Annotated in this window: 18 protein-coding genes; 12 read left to right on the top strand and 6 right to left on the bottom strand. The window is 41.7% G+C overall.

What is annotated here, in order from left to right; translation table 11 throughout:
• Positions 1-30 precede the first annotated feature (30 nt).
• On the top strand, positions 31-342 hold the full coding sequence (locus ACP8HI_RS17025) for a pyrimidine/purine nucleoside phosphorylase (protein ID WP_438347391.1): 312 nt from the start codon (positions 31-33) through the stop codon (positions 340-342).
• Between the two features lie 379 nt (positions 343-721).
• Here the strand turns inward: ACP8HI_RS17025 and ACP8HI_RS17020 are convergent, their stop codons facing one another.
• The gene (locus ACP8HI_RS17020) at positions 722-1,618 is read right to left on the bottom strand and encodes an NAD(P)-dependent oxidoreductase (protein WP_438347390.1); all 897 of its coding nucleotides are present in this window, start codon (positions 1,616-1,618) and stop codon (positions 722-724) included.
• 195 nt (positions 1,619-1,813) lie between these two features.
• On the opposite strand from ACP8HI_RS17020, the gene ACP8HI_RS17015 reads away from it, so the two are divergent.
• The 11 genes from ACP8HI_RS17015 (at position 1,814) to ACP8HI_RS16965 (ending at position 13,410) form a co-directional block, all read left to right on the top strand.
• Positions 1,814-3,169 (top strand): glucose-6-phosphate isomerase, encoded by a 1,356-nt coding sequence (locus ACP8HI_RS17015; RefSeq protein WP_438347389.1) that lies wholly within the window; start codon positions 1,814-1,816, stop codon positions 3,167-3,169.
• 153 nt (positions 3,170-3,322) lie between these two features.
• Positions 3,323-3,955, top strand: coding sequence for a YigZ family protein (locus tag ACP8HI_RS17010; protein WP_438347388.1), 633 nt, complete (start codon positions 3,323-3,325; stop codon positions 3,953-3,955).
• A gap of 5 nt (positions 3,956-3,960) precedes the next feature.
• Positions 3,961-4,539: a TetR/AcrR family transcriptional regulator gene (locus tag ACP8HI_RS17005; RefSeq protein ID WP_438347387.1), complete on the top strand. Its 579-nt coding sequence runs from the start codon at positions 3,961-3,963 to the stop codon at positions 4,537-4,539.
• Positions 4,540-4,844: 305 nt separating this feature from the next.
• Positions 4,845-5,660 (top strand): sulfate ABC transporter permease subunit CysT, encoded by an 816-nt coding sequence (gene cysT / locus ACP8HI_RS17000; protein WP_438347386.1) that lies wholly within the window; start codon positions 4,845-4,847, stop codon positions 5,658-5,660.
• Complete coding sequence (locus ACP8HI_RS16995; RefSeq protein ID WP_438347385.1) at positions 5,657-6,454, top strand: sulfate ABC transporter permease subunit; 798 nt, start codon at positions 5,657-5,659, stop codon at positions 6,452-6,454. Before cysT ends, ACP8HI_RS16995 begins: the two co-directional genes overlap by 4 nt.
• Before the next feature lies 1 nt (position 6,455).
• On the top strand, positions 6,456-7,520 hold the full coding sequence (locus tag ACP8HI_RS16990) for a sulfate/molybdate ABC transporter ATP-binding protein (protein WP_438347384.1): 1,065 nt from the start codon (positions 6,456-6,458) through the stop codon (positions 7,518-7,520).
• Positions 7,521-7,542: 22 nt separating this feature from the next.
• Complete coding sequence (locus ACP8HI_RS16985; RefSeq protein ID WP_438347383.1) at positions 7,543-8,616, top strand: sulfate ABC transporter substrate-binding protein; 1,074 nt, start codon at positions 7,543-7,545, stop codon at positions 8,614-8,616.
• A gap of 176 nt (positions 8,617-8,792) precedes the next feature.
• Positions 8,793-9,563, top strand: a complete 771-nt coding sequence (locus ACP8HI_RS16980; protein ID WP_438347382.1) for an MBL fold metallo-hydrolase — start codon at positions 8,793-8,795, stop codon at positions 9,561-9,563.
• Between the two features lie 14 nt (positions 9,564-9,577).
• On the top strand, positions 9,578-10,492 hold the full coding sequence (locus ACP8HI_RS16975; RefSeq protein ID WP_438347381.1) for an AraC family transcriptional regulator: 915 nt from the start codon (positions 9,578-9,580) through the stop codon (positions 10,490-10,492).
• Between the two features lie 121 nt (positions 10,493-10,613).
• Positions 10,614-12,119: an alpha-glucosidase/alpha-galactosidase gene (locus tag ACP8HI_RS16970; protein ID WP_438347380.1), complete on the top strand. Its 1,506-nt coding sequence runs from the start codon at positions 10,614-10,616 to the stop codon at positions 12,117-12,119.
• Positions 12,120-12,300: 181 nt separating this feature from the next.
• The gene (locus ACP8HI_RS16965; RefSeq protein ID WP_438347379.1) at positions 12,301-13,410 is read left to right on the top strand and encodes a site-2 protease family protein; all 1,110 of its coding nucleotides are present in this window, start codon (positions 12,301-12,303) and stop codon (positions 13,408-13,410) included.
• Between the two features lie 232 nt (positions 13,411-13,642).
• Here ACP8HI_RS16965 and ACP8HI_RS16960 read toward each other — a convergent pair whose 3' ends face one another.
• The 5 genes from ACP8HI_RS16960 to ACP8HI_RS16940 all read right to left on the bottom strand — a co-directional run bounded on the left by ACP8HI_RS16960 (position 13,643) and on the right by ACP8HI_RS16940 (position 18,004).
• The gene (locus tag ACP8HI_RS16960; protein ID WP_438347378.1) at positions 13,643-14,443 is read right to left on the bottom strand and encodes a Cof-type HAD-IIB family hydrolase; all 801 of its coding nucleotides are present in this window, start codon (positions 14,441-14,443) and stop codon (positions 13,643-13,645) included.
• A gap of 52 nt (positions 14,444-14,495) precedes the next feature.
• Entirely contained in the window at positions 14,496-15,404 is a 909-nt protein-coding gene (locus ACP8HI_RS16955) for a DMT family transporter (RefSeq protein WP_438347377.1), read from the bottom strand.
• 106 nt (positions 15,405-15,510) lie between these two features.
• On the bottom strand, positions 15,511-16,623 hold the full coding sequence (locus tag ACP8HI_RS16950; protein ID WP_438347376.1) for a GerAB/ArcD/ProY family transporter: 1,113 nt from the start codon (positions 16,621-16,623) through the stop codon (positions 15,511-15,513).
• Positions 16,624-16,644: 21 nt separating this feature from the next.
• A complete protein-coding gene (locus ACP8HI_RS16945; protein WP_438347375.1) occupies positions 16,645-16,878 on the bottom strand; it encodes a hypothetical protein in 234 nt (77 codons plus the stop codon).
• A gap of 19 nt (positions 16,879-16,897) precedes the next feature.
• Positions 16,898-18,004 (bottom strand): GerAB/ArcD/ProY family transporter, encoded by a 1,107-nt coding sequence (locus ACP8HI_RS16940; protein ID WP_438347374.1) that lies wholly within the window; start codon positions 18,002-18,004, stop codon positions 16,898-16,900.
• Between the last annotated feature and the right edge of the window lie 6 nt (positions 18,005-18,010).

Genomic DNA, 18,010 nt, shown 5'->3' with positions numbered 1-18,010 from the left:
TTTATCTTGAAATAAGGGAGTAGTGAACTAATGCCGCAGTTCAGCAACGCTACAATTGTTAAGACGGCTAATGTGTATTTTAACGGTAACGTTACTAGCCGTACTGTTATACTCGATGGCGGTTCTAAAGTGACGCTGGGTATCATGCTCCCTGGCACTTACGAGTTCGGTACAGAATCCCCGGAGACCATGGAAATTCTCTCTGGGAATCTAGATGTCATGTTACCTGGGGAGACGGAGTGGCTAAAAGTTCAAGGGCCGAGTACATTTCATGTACCTGGGCATTCTAAATTTAAGCTTGAAGTCCATAGTGTAACGGATTATTGCTGCTCTTACGTGTAATGAGATCAAGTGAGCTCGACTTAATTGTAATCAACGGATGTGCAATGAAATAAAGGGTAGGCCCGAGATAATCTCGGGCATACCCTTTTTACTACAATTTCTAAATAAGATATTACTTTCAATGTAAGTTCAAAAAGCCAGCTTTTCAGCACTAAAGTGTATGCTTACGATGTTGCGTTTTTTCGAAACGCTTCAGAAGATTGGATGAAGCAAGGGAGTGAGGAGCGGAGCTGCACGTTTTCGTAGAAAACGACTTCGGAAGCCTACGCTTGCAGTACCTACGTGAGCATCGGAAAGACCGGCTGAATTCAATCTTCGATGTCGAATACGCTTCTTGGTATGCTTCGTGATCAAAAGATGACTTTTTGAACAACCTCTCTCAGAGTGGCTTGCCTGCGATGGTATGTCCGATCCATGCTTCATAGCACTTCACAACGGCAGAGAGATCTTCTTCACCGAAGCCTTCGCTTTGTCCCGTTTGGAATAAGCTTTTTGCTAGGTTAAGCATAGGTGTAGGAAGACCGATAGAATCGGTAAGTGCAGAAGCAAGTTTAAGATCCTTCAGCATGAGTTGCAACGAGAATTGATTACTGAAGTCATGATCGATAATTTTGCGACCCTTGAGATCAGCAGCTTTACTTCCTGCAGACCCTAGCTGAACGAGTTCTAAGAAGGTATCCGCTGGAATGCCTGCTTTCGAAGCCATAGACAATCCTTCGACTAAGGCTAGGTTGTTGATACCGACCATAGTATTATGAGCTAATTTGGCTACAGCTCCACTTCCGTTAGGTCCCATATGGAGTACCTTTTTGCCAAGTGTATCGAATATGTCTGATTCCTGGGCGATGATATCAGCACTGCCTCCGATCATGAAGACAAGTGTTCCATCGATTGCTGCTGGTTTGCTACCTGTAACAGGAGCGTCTAGAAAATGGCCACCTCGTTCGTTTACTTCGGTAGCTAATTGTTTGACGAGTTCTGGTGAAATTGTGCTGGAGTCAATCACGATGTGACCACTCTGAATGGATTGCAGAATACCGTCTTCACCATAATAAATACTGCGAATCGAATCGTCATTACTCACCATTGTGATTACGACGTCCTGTCCCACAGTAGCTTCGCGTGGGGTTGATGCTAGAGAAGCACCCTGTTCAATTAGGGATTGGCATTTGGAAGCAGTGCGATTATAGACCGTAACTTCGAAGCCTTTGTTAATGAGATTGGATGCCATCGGTAAACCCATGGTACCAAGTCCTATAAATCCGATCTTTTTCACACAAATCACCCTTTCAATCTGATGTTATAAACTTCATTTATATTAACACGAGCTTCTGGTACAATCCATTGATAGCACATATGAGTTGCAATTGATGTAGTGTATAATCTTGCCAGTGCTAGGATTTTGAAGTATTCTAGTCTAAAGCAGTTTTAGAGAGTATGAGAAAAAACAATCAGGAGGTTACCATTACCTATGTCTAAGAATATCCATTTTGACTACAGCAAAGCCCTTTCTTTTATCAATCAACATGAAATCGATTATTTAGCTGAACCGATCAAGCTTGCTCATGAGCAGCTGCATAACGGAACTGGAGTTGGATCTGATTCCCTAGGGTGGATTGATCTACCAACACAGTATGACAAAGAAGAGTTCGCGCGCATTCAGAAAGCCGCTAGCAAAATTCAAAGTGACTCGGAAGTACTGATCGTAATCGGTATTGGCGGTTCCTACCTAGGCGCTAGAGCAGCTATTGAAGCACTCTCTCATTCTTTTTACAATATGCTTCCTAAAGACAAACGTAAAACGCCTGAGATTTATTTCGCAGGTAATAATATTAGCTCAACGTATGTTACGCATCTATTAGATTTGGTGGAGGGGAAAGACTTCTCCGTCAATGTCATCTCTAAATCGGGTACAACAACTGAACCGGCAGTGGCATTCCGTATTTTCCGTGCTGCTCTTGAAGAAAAGTATGGTAAAGAGGAAGCGCGTAAACGTATTTATGCTACAACAGACAAAGAAAAGGGCGCACTCAAGAGTCTGGCTAACGAAGAAGGCTATGAATCGTTCATTATTCCAGATGATATAGGTGGACGTTTCTCTGTTCTGACAGCGGTTGGATTGTTACCGATTGCTACTGCAGGTATTAATATTGAAGAGATGATGACAGGTGCCGCTGACGCATCCAAGGAATTCAGTAATCCGAATGTGGCTGACAATTTGAGTTACCAATATGCTGCCGTTCGTAATGCGCTATACCGTAAAGGTAAAGCGATTGAAATTCTTGTGAACTATGAGCCTTCACTACACTATGTATCAGAGTGGTGGAAGCAACTGTTCGGAGAAAGCGAAGGTAAGGATTACAAGGGTATCTATCCTGCTTCAGTCGACTTCTCAACCGACCTGCATTCGATGGGACAATTTATTCAAGAAGGTAGCCGTAATATATTTGAAACCATTATTCAGGTAGAAGAAGTGGCTGAACATATTACCATTGAGAGTGATCCTAGCGATTTGGATGGATTGAATTTCTTAGCAGGCAAGACAATGGACTTTGTGAACAAGAAAGCATTCCAAGGTACGATGCTTGCTCACACGGACGGACAAGTGCCTAACTTGATCGTAACTATTCCGAATATGACACCATATTCTTTCGGATACCTAGTATATTTCTTTGAAAAGGCAGTCGCAATCAGTGGATATTTACAAGGTGTTAATCCATTTGACCAACCAGGTGTTGAAGCTTATAAGAGGAATATGTTTGCATTGCTTGGTAAACCGGGTTACGAGAAGGAAAAGGCTGAATTGGAAGCTAGACTTACTGAATAGGTTCTAACCATTATCATTGATGTAGAATATGCAGATATATCTAAGAAGCAGTTCACCGGTTGCACCATATTCGGGGAACTGCTTTCTTGAATATAAGAAGTTTTATGCTTCGTCCCGATTCAACTTAGTGATGATATAGGGAAGTGTTATTGAATGAATGAAAGTTATAAGACTGTAAGAGGATCAGGATCTAAGGAAATCGTCATCAAGAAGTCAAGATTCATTGGGCATGTCATGCCTGTTACGACTGAGTCTGAAGCTACTGCATTTATAGAAGACATCAAGAAGAAACACTGGAATGCGACGCATAATTGTTCAGCTTACATGCTCGGCGAAAGAAACGAGATTCAGAAGCAATCGGATGATGGTGAACCAAGTGGTACAGCAGGCAAGCCGATTCTAGAAGTGATCCGTAATCAAGGATTAAGTAATGTTGCGATTGTGGTCACTCGTTATTTCGGTGGGATTATGTTAGGGGCAGGTGGCTTGATCCGGGCATATACAGACGGGGCCGTCGTAGCGATTGAATCGGGAGAGCCCATCACTCGTGTTCTACATCGGCAAGTTTTTGTTGAAGTGGATTATACATGGTTAGGAAAGATAGAGAATGAATTGCGTAACCGTGAGGTTAGGACTGGGGAAACTTATTTCACCGAAAAGGTCATCTTGACATGTCTTCCAAGGAATAATGAGGTGGAGCAGTTCAAGCTATGGATGACTGACTTCACACAAGGTCAATCTCTAATAACAGATGGAGAACAGCTTTATTTTATTGAAGGGGAATAATGTCTATGGCAAGAAGAGTAGTAGAGCAGGAGTTATCGAGAGAACGAATTCTGGAAGCAGCTCGAAATCTATTTATCACCAAAGGATATCGGGCGATTTCAATGCGAAGTATAGGTCAGCATCTTGGTTATAGCCATGGGTCATTATATTATCATTTCAAAGAGAAAGCAGAGTTATTCTATGCGATTGTGGTCGAAGACTTTGCCCATCTCGCTCATCGTTTGATTCAAACAACAGGGGTACAAGGGACAGAAGAATTATCGAAAATGGAATATTTGATGATGGAGTTTATTTCTTTTGGTATGGATCATCCACATCAATATGAGATTATGTTTATGATTCGTGATGAAGAATTACTAGCTTATTGTCGTACGGAACAGGGTCGCTGCTTCGAATTGTTCACGACTATCGTTCTTAGTTACTTAAAAGAAGAACATGTTGGGGAGGAACCCAAGGCGTTAGCGCGGGCGATGTTTCTGTCTCTGCATGGTTTCATCTCTTATTATATTCAGGATCGAATGACCTTCGAGGAAGTCAAACCGATAGCGCTCTCTCATGTGAAGTTCCTTTCTCGCAGTATATAACGAAAACCTAACTAGGCTTCAGAATAAGTAGGCGAGACCTTACTTATTCTGAAGCCCTTTTTTGTTATATACGCATAGAAATTACCGTTCATTTCCCGTATGAAGTATATAAATGATAATGATAAATAGCTGTTCAAGCCCAGTGGTGCTGGGCTTGAACAGCTATTTACAATAAAAGTATTGACGGATATAGCCATTTGTTGATAAAGTACTGATATGTTAAACCAAGTATTTTAATGGGAATTCTTTTATTGTAAAAAGAATAAGCCGACCAATACAAATTTTGGAGGCAGGGGGAAATAAGTGTGAACACTATATTGAGGCATAAAGGATGGATTTGGGGGTTTCGAAGTACCGTTTTACTTTATTTTATAATATTAGTTATGTTGCCTCTCTTAGGCGTTTATTTCAATTCTTTCTCCCTTGGATGGGCAACGTTTATTGAGAGTATCAGCGACCCTATCGCATGGAAAGCCATTCTGTTAACACTGAAGTTAGCTATTATTTCAACAATAATCAATGTCGTTATAGGAACGATGATCGCATGGGTAATGAATAGATATGAATTTTTCGGAAAATCGTTTCTGAATAGTCTGGTAGATCTTCCGTTCGCGTTACCTACTGCTGTCGGTGGTCTTATGATATTGCTACTCTTAGGCCCCGGTAGTTTTATTGGGTCGTTAGCAGAATCATTAGGATTTGAGATTGTATTTCATCAGCCTGCAGTTGTGATTGCAATGGTATTTGTTACTTTTCCTTTTGTTATTCGAGCGGTGCAACCGCTGTTAGAGGAGATTGACCCTACAGAAGAAGAAGCCGCATATACGATGGGTGCTACAGGATTGCGTGTGTTTCACAAAGTTCTTCTCCCTTCGATGGCACCAGGAATTATTAGTGGAGGTATGCTTGCCTTCTCCAGAGCACTAGCTGAGTTCGGAGCTGTTGTATTAGTAGCTGGAAATATTCCAGGTCGGACATTAGTTGCCTCCGTCTATATATTTGGTGAGGTAGAGAGTGATAATGCGATCGGAGCTGCGGCTGTGTCTATTATTTTGTTAACCTTATCCTTCTCCATCCTTTGGTGCATTAATTTGGTGCAGATGAGAGGTAGAAGATTATGAAGAAATGGTTGATAGGGTTGACCTATGCTGTGTTCACGATATTAATTATTATCCCTTTGATCAAAATGACGACAGGCGCTTTCAGCGAAGGGTTCAGTGGTTTGACAAATGCTCTGATTAGACCAGAGGCCCTTCATGCATTGATGATGACTGGCTTGATCGTGGTAGTCGTCACATGTATTAACACGTTCTTCGGGGTTATGATGGCCATTTACTTGGTTAGAAGTGATTGGCTCAGTAATAAGGTGAAGGGATTCTTAAATAGCGTTGTTGACCTTCCATATGCCGTCTCACCTGTTATTGGAGGTTTAATGATCGTATTGCTGATGGGACCAGAAAGTATTATGGGTGCCTTCTTTGAAAATATTGGATTTCGAGTAGTATATGCCTTCCCTGGCATGATCATTGCCACATTGTTCGTCACATTTCCTCTGATGGTCCGAGAGGTGATGCCAGTGTTACAAGAGATAGGATCGCAACAGGAAGAAGCAGCTTCAACACTTGGTGCATATCGTTGGAGAACGTTCTGGAAGGTGACATGGCCTTCTATTCAGTGGGCAGTTCTATACGGTGTTGTTCTAACCGTAGCTCGTTCACTCGGTGAATTTGGTGCAGTTCTTGTCGTGTCAGGTAACATTATGAATAAAACTCAAACGGCAACTACGTTGGTGTATCAGGATGTGGAGAATTTCAATGTGGTAGCAGCCAATAGTGTAGCTCTGGTACTTGCGGCTACTTCGGTGGGATTACTTCTCTTGATGGAATGGACGAAGAAAAGAAAGGGCGTGTCCTAATATGCATATTGAAGTTCGTAATTTGAATAAACACTTTGGAGATTTTCATGCGGTTAATGACGTTAGTTTCGATATTGAGAAAGGACATCTAATCGGATTGTTAGGACCGAGTGGCGGTGGGAAAACGTCTATATTAAGGATGTTGGCGGGCCTTGAGCATCTCGATTCCGGCGAAATTCGTTTTCATGGAGAGTTAGTGAATGAATTACCTCCGCAGGAGCGTGGAATCGGATTTGTATTTCAGAATTATGCCCTGTTCAAGCATATGACGGTATTCGATAATATCGCCTTTGGTCTGAAAGTGAAGAAGATACCCCATGCCAAAGTGAAGGATCGGGTTATGGAATTGGTAGAATTGACAGGTCTCAAAGGATTCGAGAAACGTTATCCTCATCAGTTATCGGGTGGACAACGTCAACGGGTGGCCTTTGCACGTGCTTTAGCCCCTGAACCGCAGCTGTTGCTGTTGGATGAGCCGTTCGCAGCTATTGATGCTAAGATTCGCCAAGAGCTACGAACATGGCTGAGAGACTTGATTGAACGCGTAGGGATCACTTCGATATTTGTCACACATGATCAGGATGAAGCAATTGAGGTAGCGGATGAGATTATGATCATTAACCATGGTCGTGTCGAACAGAAGGGAACACCGTGGGATATTTATAAAGAACCGAAGACACCATTTGTGGCGACATTTATCGGGGAGTCTACTGTCATTGAAGATGCATCCGAATTGAAAGGTTTCGAAGAGGCAGGAAGGTCACCAGGAACACGCGCGCTCATTCGCCCAGAATATATTGAGGTGGGACATGAGAATGAGTTTATTCTTCTCTCTGCTACAGAACAGGGAATCATTCGACATTTACATTTTCGTGGAAGTCAATGGCTTGTTGAGGTAGAAGTGGGTAGCCATAAGCTGAGTACTTATCGTTCATTAGAGAAAGAAACGCTGAGTATTGGTGAAGAAGTTCGGGTATTGGTTCACCGAGCCTATTTGTTCAATGACGAACGCAGCTGGATTATGGAGAACAAGTTGAAAGAAGATCCAATGACGATGATGATATAGAATATAAAAGTGCATATGGGAAATGGAGGGGTTAAGGGTGACAAGGGGATTAAGTATTCGTAATATAGGCTTGAGTATGCTGATGATGATTTCAATTCTTGCTGTTATTGGTTGTAGTAAAGATGTTGCAGTCGATCCAGACCAACCGACTGTACAAGTAGGTGAGACGACCCTTGTCATCGGTGCATATAGCGTAGCTAAGGATGCATTAACGGAAATATTACCTCAATTCCAGCAGGAGTGGGAACAAAAGACGGGGCAGATCGTCAAGTTTCAAGAGTCTTATGAAGCTTCCGGTACACAAGCACGTGCCATTGCGGGTGGGTTCGAAGCAGACGTGACCCTACTAGCGATGGAAGGGGACATAGACAAACTGATTAGAGCTAATCTGTTGGACGCGAGTTGGAAGAACAAGCCTGAGAGCGGAATGGTGAGCCGGTCGATTGTGGTGCTGGGTACTCGGGAAGGAAATCCGTTAGGAATACAGGATTTCACTGATCTAACGAAACCAGGGGTCAAGGTTGTATATCCCAATCCGAAGACTTCTGGTGGAGCACAGTGGGATATTAATGCTATTTATGGAGCAGGACTAAAATTTTCTGAGGAACAAGGTAAGAAAGATCCGGAATTAGCTAAACAATTTCTTGAACAGGTACATCACAATATTGAGTCGCTTGATAAAAGCGGCAGATCATCCATGGCGGCATTTGAATATGGCGTCGGGGACGTCATTGTTACCTATGAGAATGAACTGCGGGCTCGTATTGCGAAGGGTGTGAAATATGATATTGTCGTTCCCCGTGATACGATCCTTATCGAGAATCCAGCGGCTGTCGTTAGCAAATATGCGGATAAGCATGGTACACGTGAGGTGGCTGAAGCCTTTGTGGCATATTTATGGAGTGAAGATGCACAAAGAATCTTTGCAAAACATGGATTTCGTTCAGTGAATGAAGTGATATACAATGAGAACAAAAGTGAATTTCCAATACCAGAAGGATTATTCGATATTGAATACCTCGGTGGATGGGAACATGTACGTGAAACGATATACTCTAAGCGTGGTGTATGGTATCAGGTGCTTGCCGGGCTGTGAAATAAAGCCTGCATTCGCGCTCCTATATACCGGGGGTAGCCCATCGGATTTCCCTCATGAATTTTCCCACCAAGGGCGCCGTTGGGCGTCTTTTTTTGCGTTAGGATGTTAATGAATTATAATAGAACTATACATATACGAGTAAAAAGTGAAAGAAGTATAAGGAGAAGGTCATTATGGATAGATTGATGTTTCTAGGGACCGGCGATGCCATGGGCGTTCCACGGGTGTATTGCGATTGTAACGTATGTCTGGAAGCGAGGGAGAGCGGTGCGAATCGTAGACTGAGATCATCCGTTATAGTTGAGGGGGAATGGGGTTGTTTTCTCATTGATTGCGGACCTGATTGGCGTACTCAGATGGAGACATTAGGCTACCGAATGACGGAGAAGATTCTGGTTACGCATGCGCATTTCGATCATATTGCCGGATTACCAGAGTGGGCTGATGCTTGTCGTTGGACAGGTAGAAAGGGTCAGTTGTATGCGCCAGGTGAGGTTATAACAGCTATTTTGGCTCAATTCCCTTGGTTGAACAATCATCTGGATATGATAGCTATAGATCATGGAGTCCAACTGGGTGAATGGCAGATTATAGGTTGGAAGGTCTATCACGGAAAGAATGGGTATTCGTATGCTTATCGGTTGGAGAAGGAAGGATATAGCTGGGGATACTGCTCTGATGCTATTAACCTTAGTCATGAAGAGAAACAATTATTAGTTGGCTTGGACTTGTTGGTGCTAGGGACTAGCTTCTATCATGAAATGGCTGAATTCTCAACGCGTTCTGTGTACGATATGAAGGAAGCGGAACTATTGTTGCAAGAGATTAGGCCGCATAGAGTGATCTATACGCATATGTCTCATGATGTTGATCTGAATCAAGATTATCCCCTTCCACCAGAAGTGACACTAGCACGTACGGGTTTGGGTGTTGATCTAATCTGAAAGGATGATCATTAGTGAATGGATATGGTTTATTTCCTGAGTTACTGATGGTTAAGGACTACCAACCAGAAGTAAGTGCTTATTACTATAAAGAATGGAAAGATTTCGAAATGTCATATCATACCCATGAGGCTGCAGAGATCATGTATGTCATGGACGGAGTCTGTTCCGTTGAGTTGTTGGCTAAGAGGAAGAACCGTTCTGAAGTGACGCTAAAAAAAGGTGAATTCATCATTCTGAATGGCAGTGTTCCTCATCGGTTATTAGTAGCGGATACATGTCGAATGCTTAATATAGAATTTCGATTCACCCGATCCAATGGCTTGTTTCCCTCTATGAAACAATTAGCTGAACAGGAGGAGTCCCTCGCCGCATTATTTCATGACACCGATTCTTTCCTCGTACTACGTGAGTTTCATGATATTCATCATGTTCTTAGGAGTCTTGTGTTCGAGCTGGATGCTAGTTCAACGGGATTGGAGCCTATGGCCCAAATTCTACTTGCCCAGCTCCTCATTCGGATTGCTAGATTACATCAAGAGAACATGACTGAGGGAGCGTCGGGTACACAGGGGAAGTATGTTCAACAATGCATACAGTATCTACAACAGAATTATGACCGCAACGTTCAGATTAAAGATATTGCCGAGTCTATCAATTTACATCCGGGCTATCTCCAACGAGTATTCAAGCTGAAGACGGGAACATCCATTATGGCTTACCTGAATACCTTTCGTATGGAGAAGACTCAAATGTTATTGCGACAAACAGAAATTCCAATAGCTGAAATTGCTGATTATGTTGGGATTAGTAGCCGTCAGTATCTACATATGATGTTTAAGAAGCATATGGGCATGACGCCTGTTGAATATCGTAAATCATCACCTCCCGATGGTCAATTTGTAATCCAAAAAAGTGAGGATTGTTGACACCTTTCTAATAAAGAGGTAATGAATTTGATAACGCTTACCTAATAAGGGCTGATATAATCAAGCTATCAGAGAGACCTGATGCTTCACCTTGAATTCTACCTTGAAGGGAGTATTATTAATGTCATTTAAAATTGCATTTATTGGTGCAGGTAGTATAGGATTTACGCGCGGACTGCTGCGAGATATGCTGTCAGTTCCAGAATTCAACAATATCGAAGTTGCTTTTACTGATATTAATTCACACAATTTGGACATGGTAACTGAGCTATGCCAAAGGGATATACGGGAGAATGGTCTTGATATTACCATACAATCCTCGACAGATCGTAGAGCAGCTCTGAAAGACGCCAAGTACGTCATTTGTACGATCCGTGTGGGTGGACTTGAAGCATTTGCAACGGATGTAGATATCCCCTTGAAATATGGGGTTGATCAGTGTGTTGGTGATACGCTTTGTGCAGGTGGGATCATGTATGGTCAACGAGGCATTCATGAGATGTTAAATATTTGTAAAGATATCCGTGAGGTGGCAGCCGAAGATGTACTTCTACTGAATTACGCTAATCCGATGGCGATGCTTACATGGGCTTGCAACAAGTACGGTGGAGTTAAAACCGTTGGTCTATGCCACGGTGTGCAGGGTGGACATTCACAAATTGCAGAAGTATTCGGTTTGGACAAGAAAGAAGTCGATATCATCTGTGCAGGGATCAACCATCAAACTTGGTATGTACAAATTGGTCATAAAGGCGAAGATTTGACGGGTAAGTTGTTAGAAGCTTTTGAGAATCATGCTGATTTCAGTAGAACGGAAAAGGTTAGAATCGATATGTTACGGAGATTTGGGTATTACAGCACGGAGTCGAACGGACATTTAAGTGAATATGTACCATGGTATAGAAAGCGCCCGAATGAAATTGAAGAATGGATTGATCTTGGGAATTGGATCAATGGAGAGACAGGTGGATATCTACGTGTCTGTACAGAAGGACGTCATTGGTTCGAGACGGAATTCCCCAACTGGATGAAAGATTCACCGCATGCTTATAAGCAAGAGGAGCGTAGCGAAGAGCATGGTTCGTATATAATAGAAGGACTTGAGACGGGCAGAGTATATCGTGGGCATTTCAACATGGTCAACAACGGTATTATTTCTAATCTGCCGGATGATGCTATTATTGAAGCACCAGGTTATGTGGATCGTAATGGTATCGCGATGCCTGTGGTGGGAGATCTTCCCCTAGGGCCAGCAGCTGTATGTAATGTGAGTATTTCGGTACAACGATTAGCAGTAGAGGCAGCAGTTCATGGTGATGATCAACTTCTTCGTCAGGCGTTTATGATGGATCCTTTGGTCGGGGCCGTATGTAATCCGAAAGAAATATGGCAGATGGTCGACGAGATGCTCGTTGCTCAAGAAGCGTGGCTTCCGCAGTACGGTAAAGCGATCGCAGAATCGAAGGGACGCCTCGCGGCAGGCAATCTTATTCCAACGAAGGAAGGTTATCAAGGAGCAGCTCGTCTGAAAGTGAAAACAGTAGAAGAAATGCAACAGGATCGTGATGCAGCTAACAAGAATGCAGGCGAATCAGATAAAGGTAAAGATAGAGCTAAAGCTAAATAAATCGAACCACTAATATAGGCAAAATTCATATTTGAACAAGGGAACCGTCACTTTAATAAGGACGGTTCCCTTGTTGTGTTTCTGAACTACCTCTACAATGGAATTCAGTTTAATTTACTGTTCTTATGCCATATGATACTATCGGGATACTACATATAATATGTTCAAGGTATGTGAACTTATGGTTAGGGAAAGTTTCGGAGAATGGAAGGGGAGTAATCGTTTGCAGAAAACAGAGAAGAAAAAGGATTCACGGCTATGGTATCTGGGAAGTGCAATGACGTTTATACTTCTCAAAGGGAAGTCGCTATTAGCGCTTCTGAAATTCGGTAAACTAGGTGGAGCTATATTCTCTATGGCGATTTCGGTTGGTGCTTATGCACTGATCTATCCATGGCAGTTTGCTATCGGAATAGTGTTATTGTTATTAATTCATGAGATGGGTCATGTGATCGCGGCTAAACAGAAGGGACTTCCAGTCTCAGCGCCTTTGTTTATACCCTTTCTTGGGGCGATGATTGCGATGAAGAAGCATCCACAAGATGCTAAGACGGAGGCGTATATCGCATTAGGTGGACCAGTACTAGGAACATTAGGGGCGATAGGTGTCTTTACGGCTGCTTATTATATGGATAGTCCGCTATTGTATTCATTGGCTTATGTTGGATTTTTTCTCAACCTAATTAATTTATTGCCGATTCATCCGTTAGATGGAGGAAGGATTGCTACCGCGGTTTCACGTTGGTTATGGCTTGTAGGATTGATCGGTGGGTTAGGCATTATTATTTATTTACGTTCAATTATTTTCTTTATTATATGGGCGTTATTTGCTTATGATTTGTATAAGAAGTATGTCAAGGGTAGGAAAAATGATGTCATTGAGTCTGTAACAGCTACATTTGTGGTTCCTGTGGAACATCTTTACGCTCAAGGACATGTGATTCCTGGACCTGAGCATAAGAGGGAGCTACCCTTCATGACGTATAGTGAACTCGGGGATCAACGACAATATGTAAAGACTGAGTGGGTGAGCATGGATTTCAGGGGAAAAATCTCCATGCCACAGCAGGGAATCATTAAGAGAGTCCAAGTGACGGGGTTAGAGCATCAACACTTGCCAGAGGGATACCATGTTAAAGTAAACTGTAAGTTGGAATATACTCGTTATGAGAATGACAAGTATTATGAAGTGCCACTGTCATCCCGCATTAAATTTGGGGTTAGTTATGCGTTACTTGCTGGATTGTTGCTAGGGATGATGTTCATGGTTCATAGTGTAGGGAATATGTAAGGGTACATCCGCTGTAAAAGTCGTGTTCCTTGAATGATCCTCCCAATACTATGTTTAGTTCTACAAATGACATTTAGTTTCTGGGAAATTCCTGCTTTTCACTAATCTCCCTAGCTTAACTGTCATTTGGGCAACTGCTCCACTAGCAAGGAGCTTCAAAGGAAAAAACCTGCACTTTGGCAGGTTTTTTTGTGTCTGATTCTTATAGCAAAGGTATTTATACACCACTCACTTACTCCGCGTTCAACACAAACTTCTCAATGACATGCTTAATACCATCTTCATTATTGCTTAATGTTATATAGTCCGCGATTTCCTTGAGGGCCTCAATAGAATTACCCATAGCGACGCCTAGACCTGCAACTTCTAACATTTCGTGATCATTCCAAGAGTCGCCAATAGCGATTGTTTCCGAGAGTTCCACGTTGAAGTGATTAGCCAAGAAGGTAAGGGCATGACCTTTCGTACCTTCATGATGCATGATTTCCAAAAACTGTGGTTTAGATTTGGTGATATGGACTTGGTCACCCAACAATTCACGAAGAATAGGAGATAATTCATCCAAATAAGCTGGATCATCAATAATTAGCATTTTAGGTGTGGGTTGGTCCACCAGTTTAATGAAATCGGGCTCAATATAGTAAGGAGTTCCGTTGAGCGCACAATAATCAATCAGCTTTTGATTCTCTTCTCTCGCATATAGTTTATCATCAATATAAGTCTGGACATGTAAGTCATGCTCGATACAATAATCAAATAGTTTGCGAGCAGCGTCGGTTGGGACGAAACGTTCAAATAGTACCTTTTCATCTAAGAGATTCTTAATCAGAGCACCTTGATATGTAATGATAGGAACGTTTAGACCCGTCTGGCGTGCAACGTTCTTCGCAGATGCATAAGCACGACCTGTAGCAAGGGTAACGACAACATCTTTAGCAATGGCTTGCTCGAGAGCTTTTTGTGTAGAAGGCAAGACTTCCTTGTCATCGTTAATCAGTGTGTCGTCGATATCGATAGCAATCAATTTGTACATGAGATTCTCTCCCTAAATATGATAGTTATAGTCTGTCTATCTCTATTGTAATCTATTTCGCTTGCAATGTGCTCGGTATAGATTTCAATTCAGCAATAATCATGCCGGTGAGAATACAAATACATCCGATTCCAGCAAGCGTCCCTAGCACTTCACCACCAAAGAAGACACCCGTGAAGACCGCAAATACTGGCTCCATCGCAAAAATAATAGCCACTCGCGAAGGTGAGGTAAATTTCTGGCAAACCGTCTGAATCCAAAAGGCTAATGCGCTTGTAGGTCCTATGGATATGAGTAATGCGAGAAGTACTTCTGGCTGTACCAATTGATCTACGACCTGATGGATTGGACCCAGATCCTCAAACAACAAGGATGAGAATGTGCTTAGTAACCCCACGATGAACATTTGAAGCGTGCAGAGCAGCAGAGCTGGGTATGTTGGTGCGAAAATGGCTGTATAGGTTACATGTAAAGCAAAGGCAATAGCACATAACAATATAAGTAGGTCACCTTTATTGAGACTGAAGGATGAGCCTGTGAATGCCAGTAAATATAGCCCGATTACAGCTAATAGAGCACTTATCCATGTGTAGCGAGAGATCGGGTGTTTCAACAGAATCAAAGACAGGAAGGGAACAAGGATAACAGAAAGCCCTGTGATAAAGCCTGTATTCGAGGTTGTTGTATAGAGTAGTCCTACGGTCTGAAATGCATAGCCCATGAATAGAAAAATACCTAATAGACTTGCATGCTTAAGCATCTTCCAAGATAATATCTTCCACTCTTTCCGATAAAACACAGTAATAATAAGAGCCAATAATGCGGCTGCGCCAAGAAATCGTAACCCGTTAAAAGCGAGAGGTGGAAGCACTCGAACGGCTTGTTGAACGATGAGAAAGGTAGAACCCCACATCATGGCAACAAGAAGTAGACTGAGATTAGCGAGATGAGTACGGTTCACTTGAGACATCCTTTCATAAGCAAGTGACCAAATTGTACCGTAAAGATTAGGGTTGGACAAGAAGGAGGTGGAAGGTGAGCCGTACTGGTGATATTACTATTACTGATTATGTTGAAGTTTTTATCAAACTCTTAAATCCTTTTCTAATAAAATATACCCCTAACAATATCACTGGTAAGAGAAATCCGTAAGTCATGTCATAAAACGGCCAGTATTCGGCAATGACATTATTGAAATACGTTACGTTCGAGGAGACGATCAATGAAAGTACAACTAGGAGAAACCCCGTAGGTAGGGTTAACATCCGATAGTCCTTTAATTTCAATAATTGGGCTAATCCTATATTGAAAGCTAAATAATAAACCGTGATTTTTATAAAAATAGTTAACAACCACATGAGAGCTAACATAGCTTCAACTCTCTCGAAAAAGCTGTCGATACTTACCCTTCTGGCCAAGGAATAGCTAGGATATAGGCTTCTTGAAGTCTCATCGGCACCAAGAACTAAAATTGAGATGACGATAAGGATGATTAAAATGACACCGCCTAATAGTGTACCTTGTAAAAAGCCTTTCTTTATTTGTTCTCTTTTAATTACATAAGGAAAGATCATTAATAGAACAACTAACTCTAAAAAGGGGAAGGCTATAAAAGAGATAGTACCCTTCAATACGGGTTTTATTCCGTTTTCTAGGATGGGTTGTAAGTTCTCGATTTCTGCTTCAGGAGTGAGGAAAATGACTAGTATGATGAACAACAGGATGATCACCGGGAAGAGAAGTTCCGCTGTACGACCAATGACTTCAAGACCTAATCGCCCCCCCATAATAACTACAGCTATAAACAAGATTAGAATCGCTGAAATGGGGGTAGCCGGCATCATTTCTGAGGTTATAAAATCCCCGATTTCCCTTAAATGTGATGCAGCAGAAAGAAAAAGGTAAAACAGGAAAGAAAACGATATGATCGTCCCAATCCATTTACCTAATATTTCTTGAATGGATTGAACTAGGGTTAGATGGGGATAGATCTTTCCTACCATGCTGAAAATGTATACGGCAAATAAACCTACGGCTACTCCAATGAAACTAGATATCCATGCATCTTGTTGTGCCTTGAACACAGTGATGGAAGGTAATACTAGAATGGAATCACCAATGGTGATGATCATCACTAGTAAGGTGAACTGACGAATACTTATTTTACCATTCTCAGGCATGTCGTTACCTCCCTCAGGTGTTCACTTTAGCCATACATCCACGATATCAGAAATCGGTTTGTATATAGCTATGACCCAATCCAAAGGATTGGCAATTTTGATATGTAATGCTTGAGCAATACCTAATACAGTCCCGAACAATAAGAGGAGGGAAAATGCCCAAAGCTCCTTTTTTAATTTCCTTCTCCTAAGGGATGGAACCTCAATGGCGATGATGGCAGTGACAATGATAAGGATCCCTGTTATAGATAGCATGCCTATGGCTCCTTTTTATTCAAGTTTCATTTGATTGCTTAAATCTATTTTTAATAAAATGGATCGCTAATAAAAACAAAGGTAAGAGTAGGCAGCAGGTCGCAACAAAATAAGGCCAGTATTCGGCAAGGACTTTATTGTAATACGTTATATTTGGGGAAATGATAGGCGAAAGTATTATAATGAGAAACCCAGTAGGTAAGGTTAACATCCGGTATCCCTTTAATTTCAATAATTGAGCCAACCCTAAGGTAAAAACATAGAAATAAAAGGTGGTTTTCATAAAGATCGTTAACATCCAGAGAAGAGCAACCATAGCTTCCATTCTCTCGAAAAATTGACCGATACTTACTCTTCTGGCCAAGGAATAACTCGGATAAATGGTTCTCGAAGTCACATCGGCACCAAGAACAAGAATAGAGATCACGACAAGGATGATTAGTACGATTCCACCTAATAGTGCACCTTGTAAGAAACCTCTCCTTATAGGTTTAACTTGATTTATATAAGGAAAGATCATTATAAAAACAAAGAGTTCCAAGAATGGAAATGCTATAAAGGAGAGGGAACCATGTAATATGGGTTTGATTCCGTTCTCTAGAATAGGTAGTAAATTCTCCATTTTAGCTTGTGGACTAAGAAAAATGACTAATAGGAGAAACAGAAGGATGATGCAGGGTAAGAATATTTCCCCTGTACGTGCAATAACCTCAAGGCCTAAACGTACCGCGAAGATAACAATACATGTAAATAAGATTTGAACTGCTAGAGTTGGGGTTTCAGCCATCATCTCTGTAGTGATGAAATCACCCAACTCCCTTGTATATGCCACAACTGTAATCAAAGGGTATAGAAGAAATAAAGCGGCTATGAGTGTTCCGAACCATTTACCGAGAATTTTTTGAATCGATTGTATCAAGGTTAATTTCGGGTATAGATTTCCAAGCATGCTGAAAATATAAACGGCTAACAAACCTACTAATAACCCGACGATGCCTGATATCCATGTATCTTGTTTTGCAAACGAACTAGATATATAAGGTAATATCAGAATTGAATCACCAATGGTGACGAATATCACTAGGATGGTGAATTGACGAATACTTATTTTACCGTGCTCAGGCATGCTTTC

Source organism: Paenibacillus sp. FA6 (genome assembly GCF_051550225.1).
Lineage (GTDB): Bacteria > Bacillota > Bacilli > Paenibacillales > Paenibacillaceae > Paenibacillus_AQ.
This window is presented reverse-complemented; position numbering and strand designations above follow the sequence as displayed.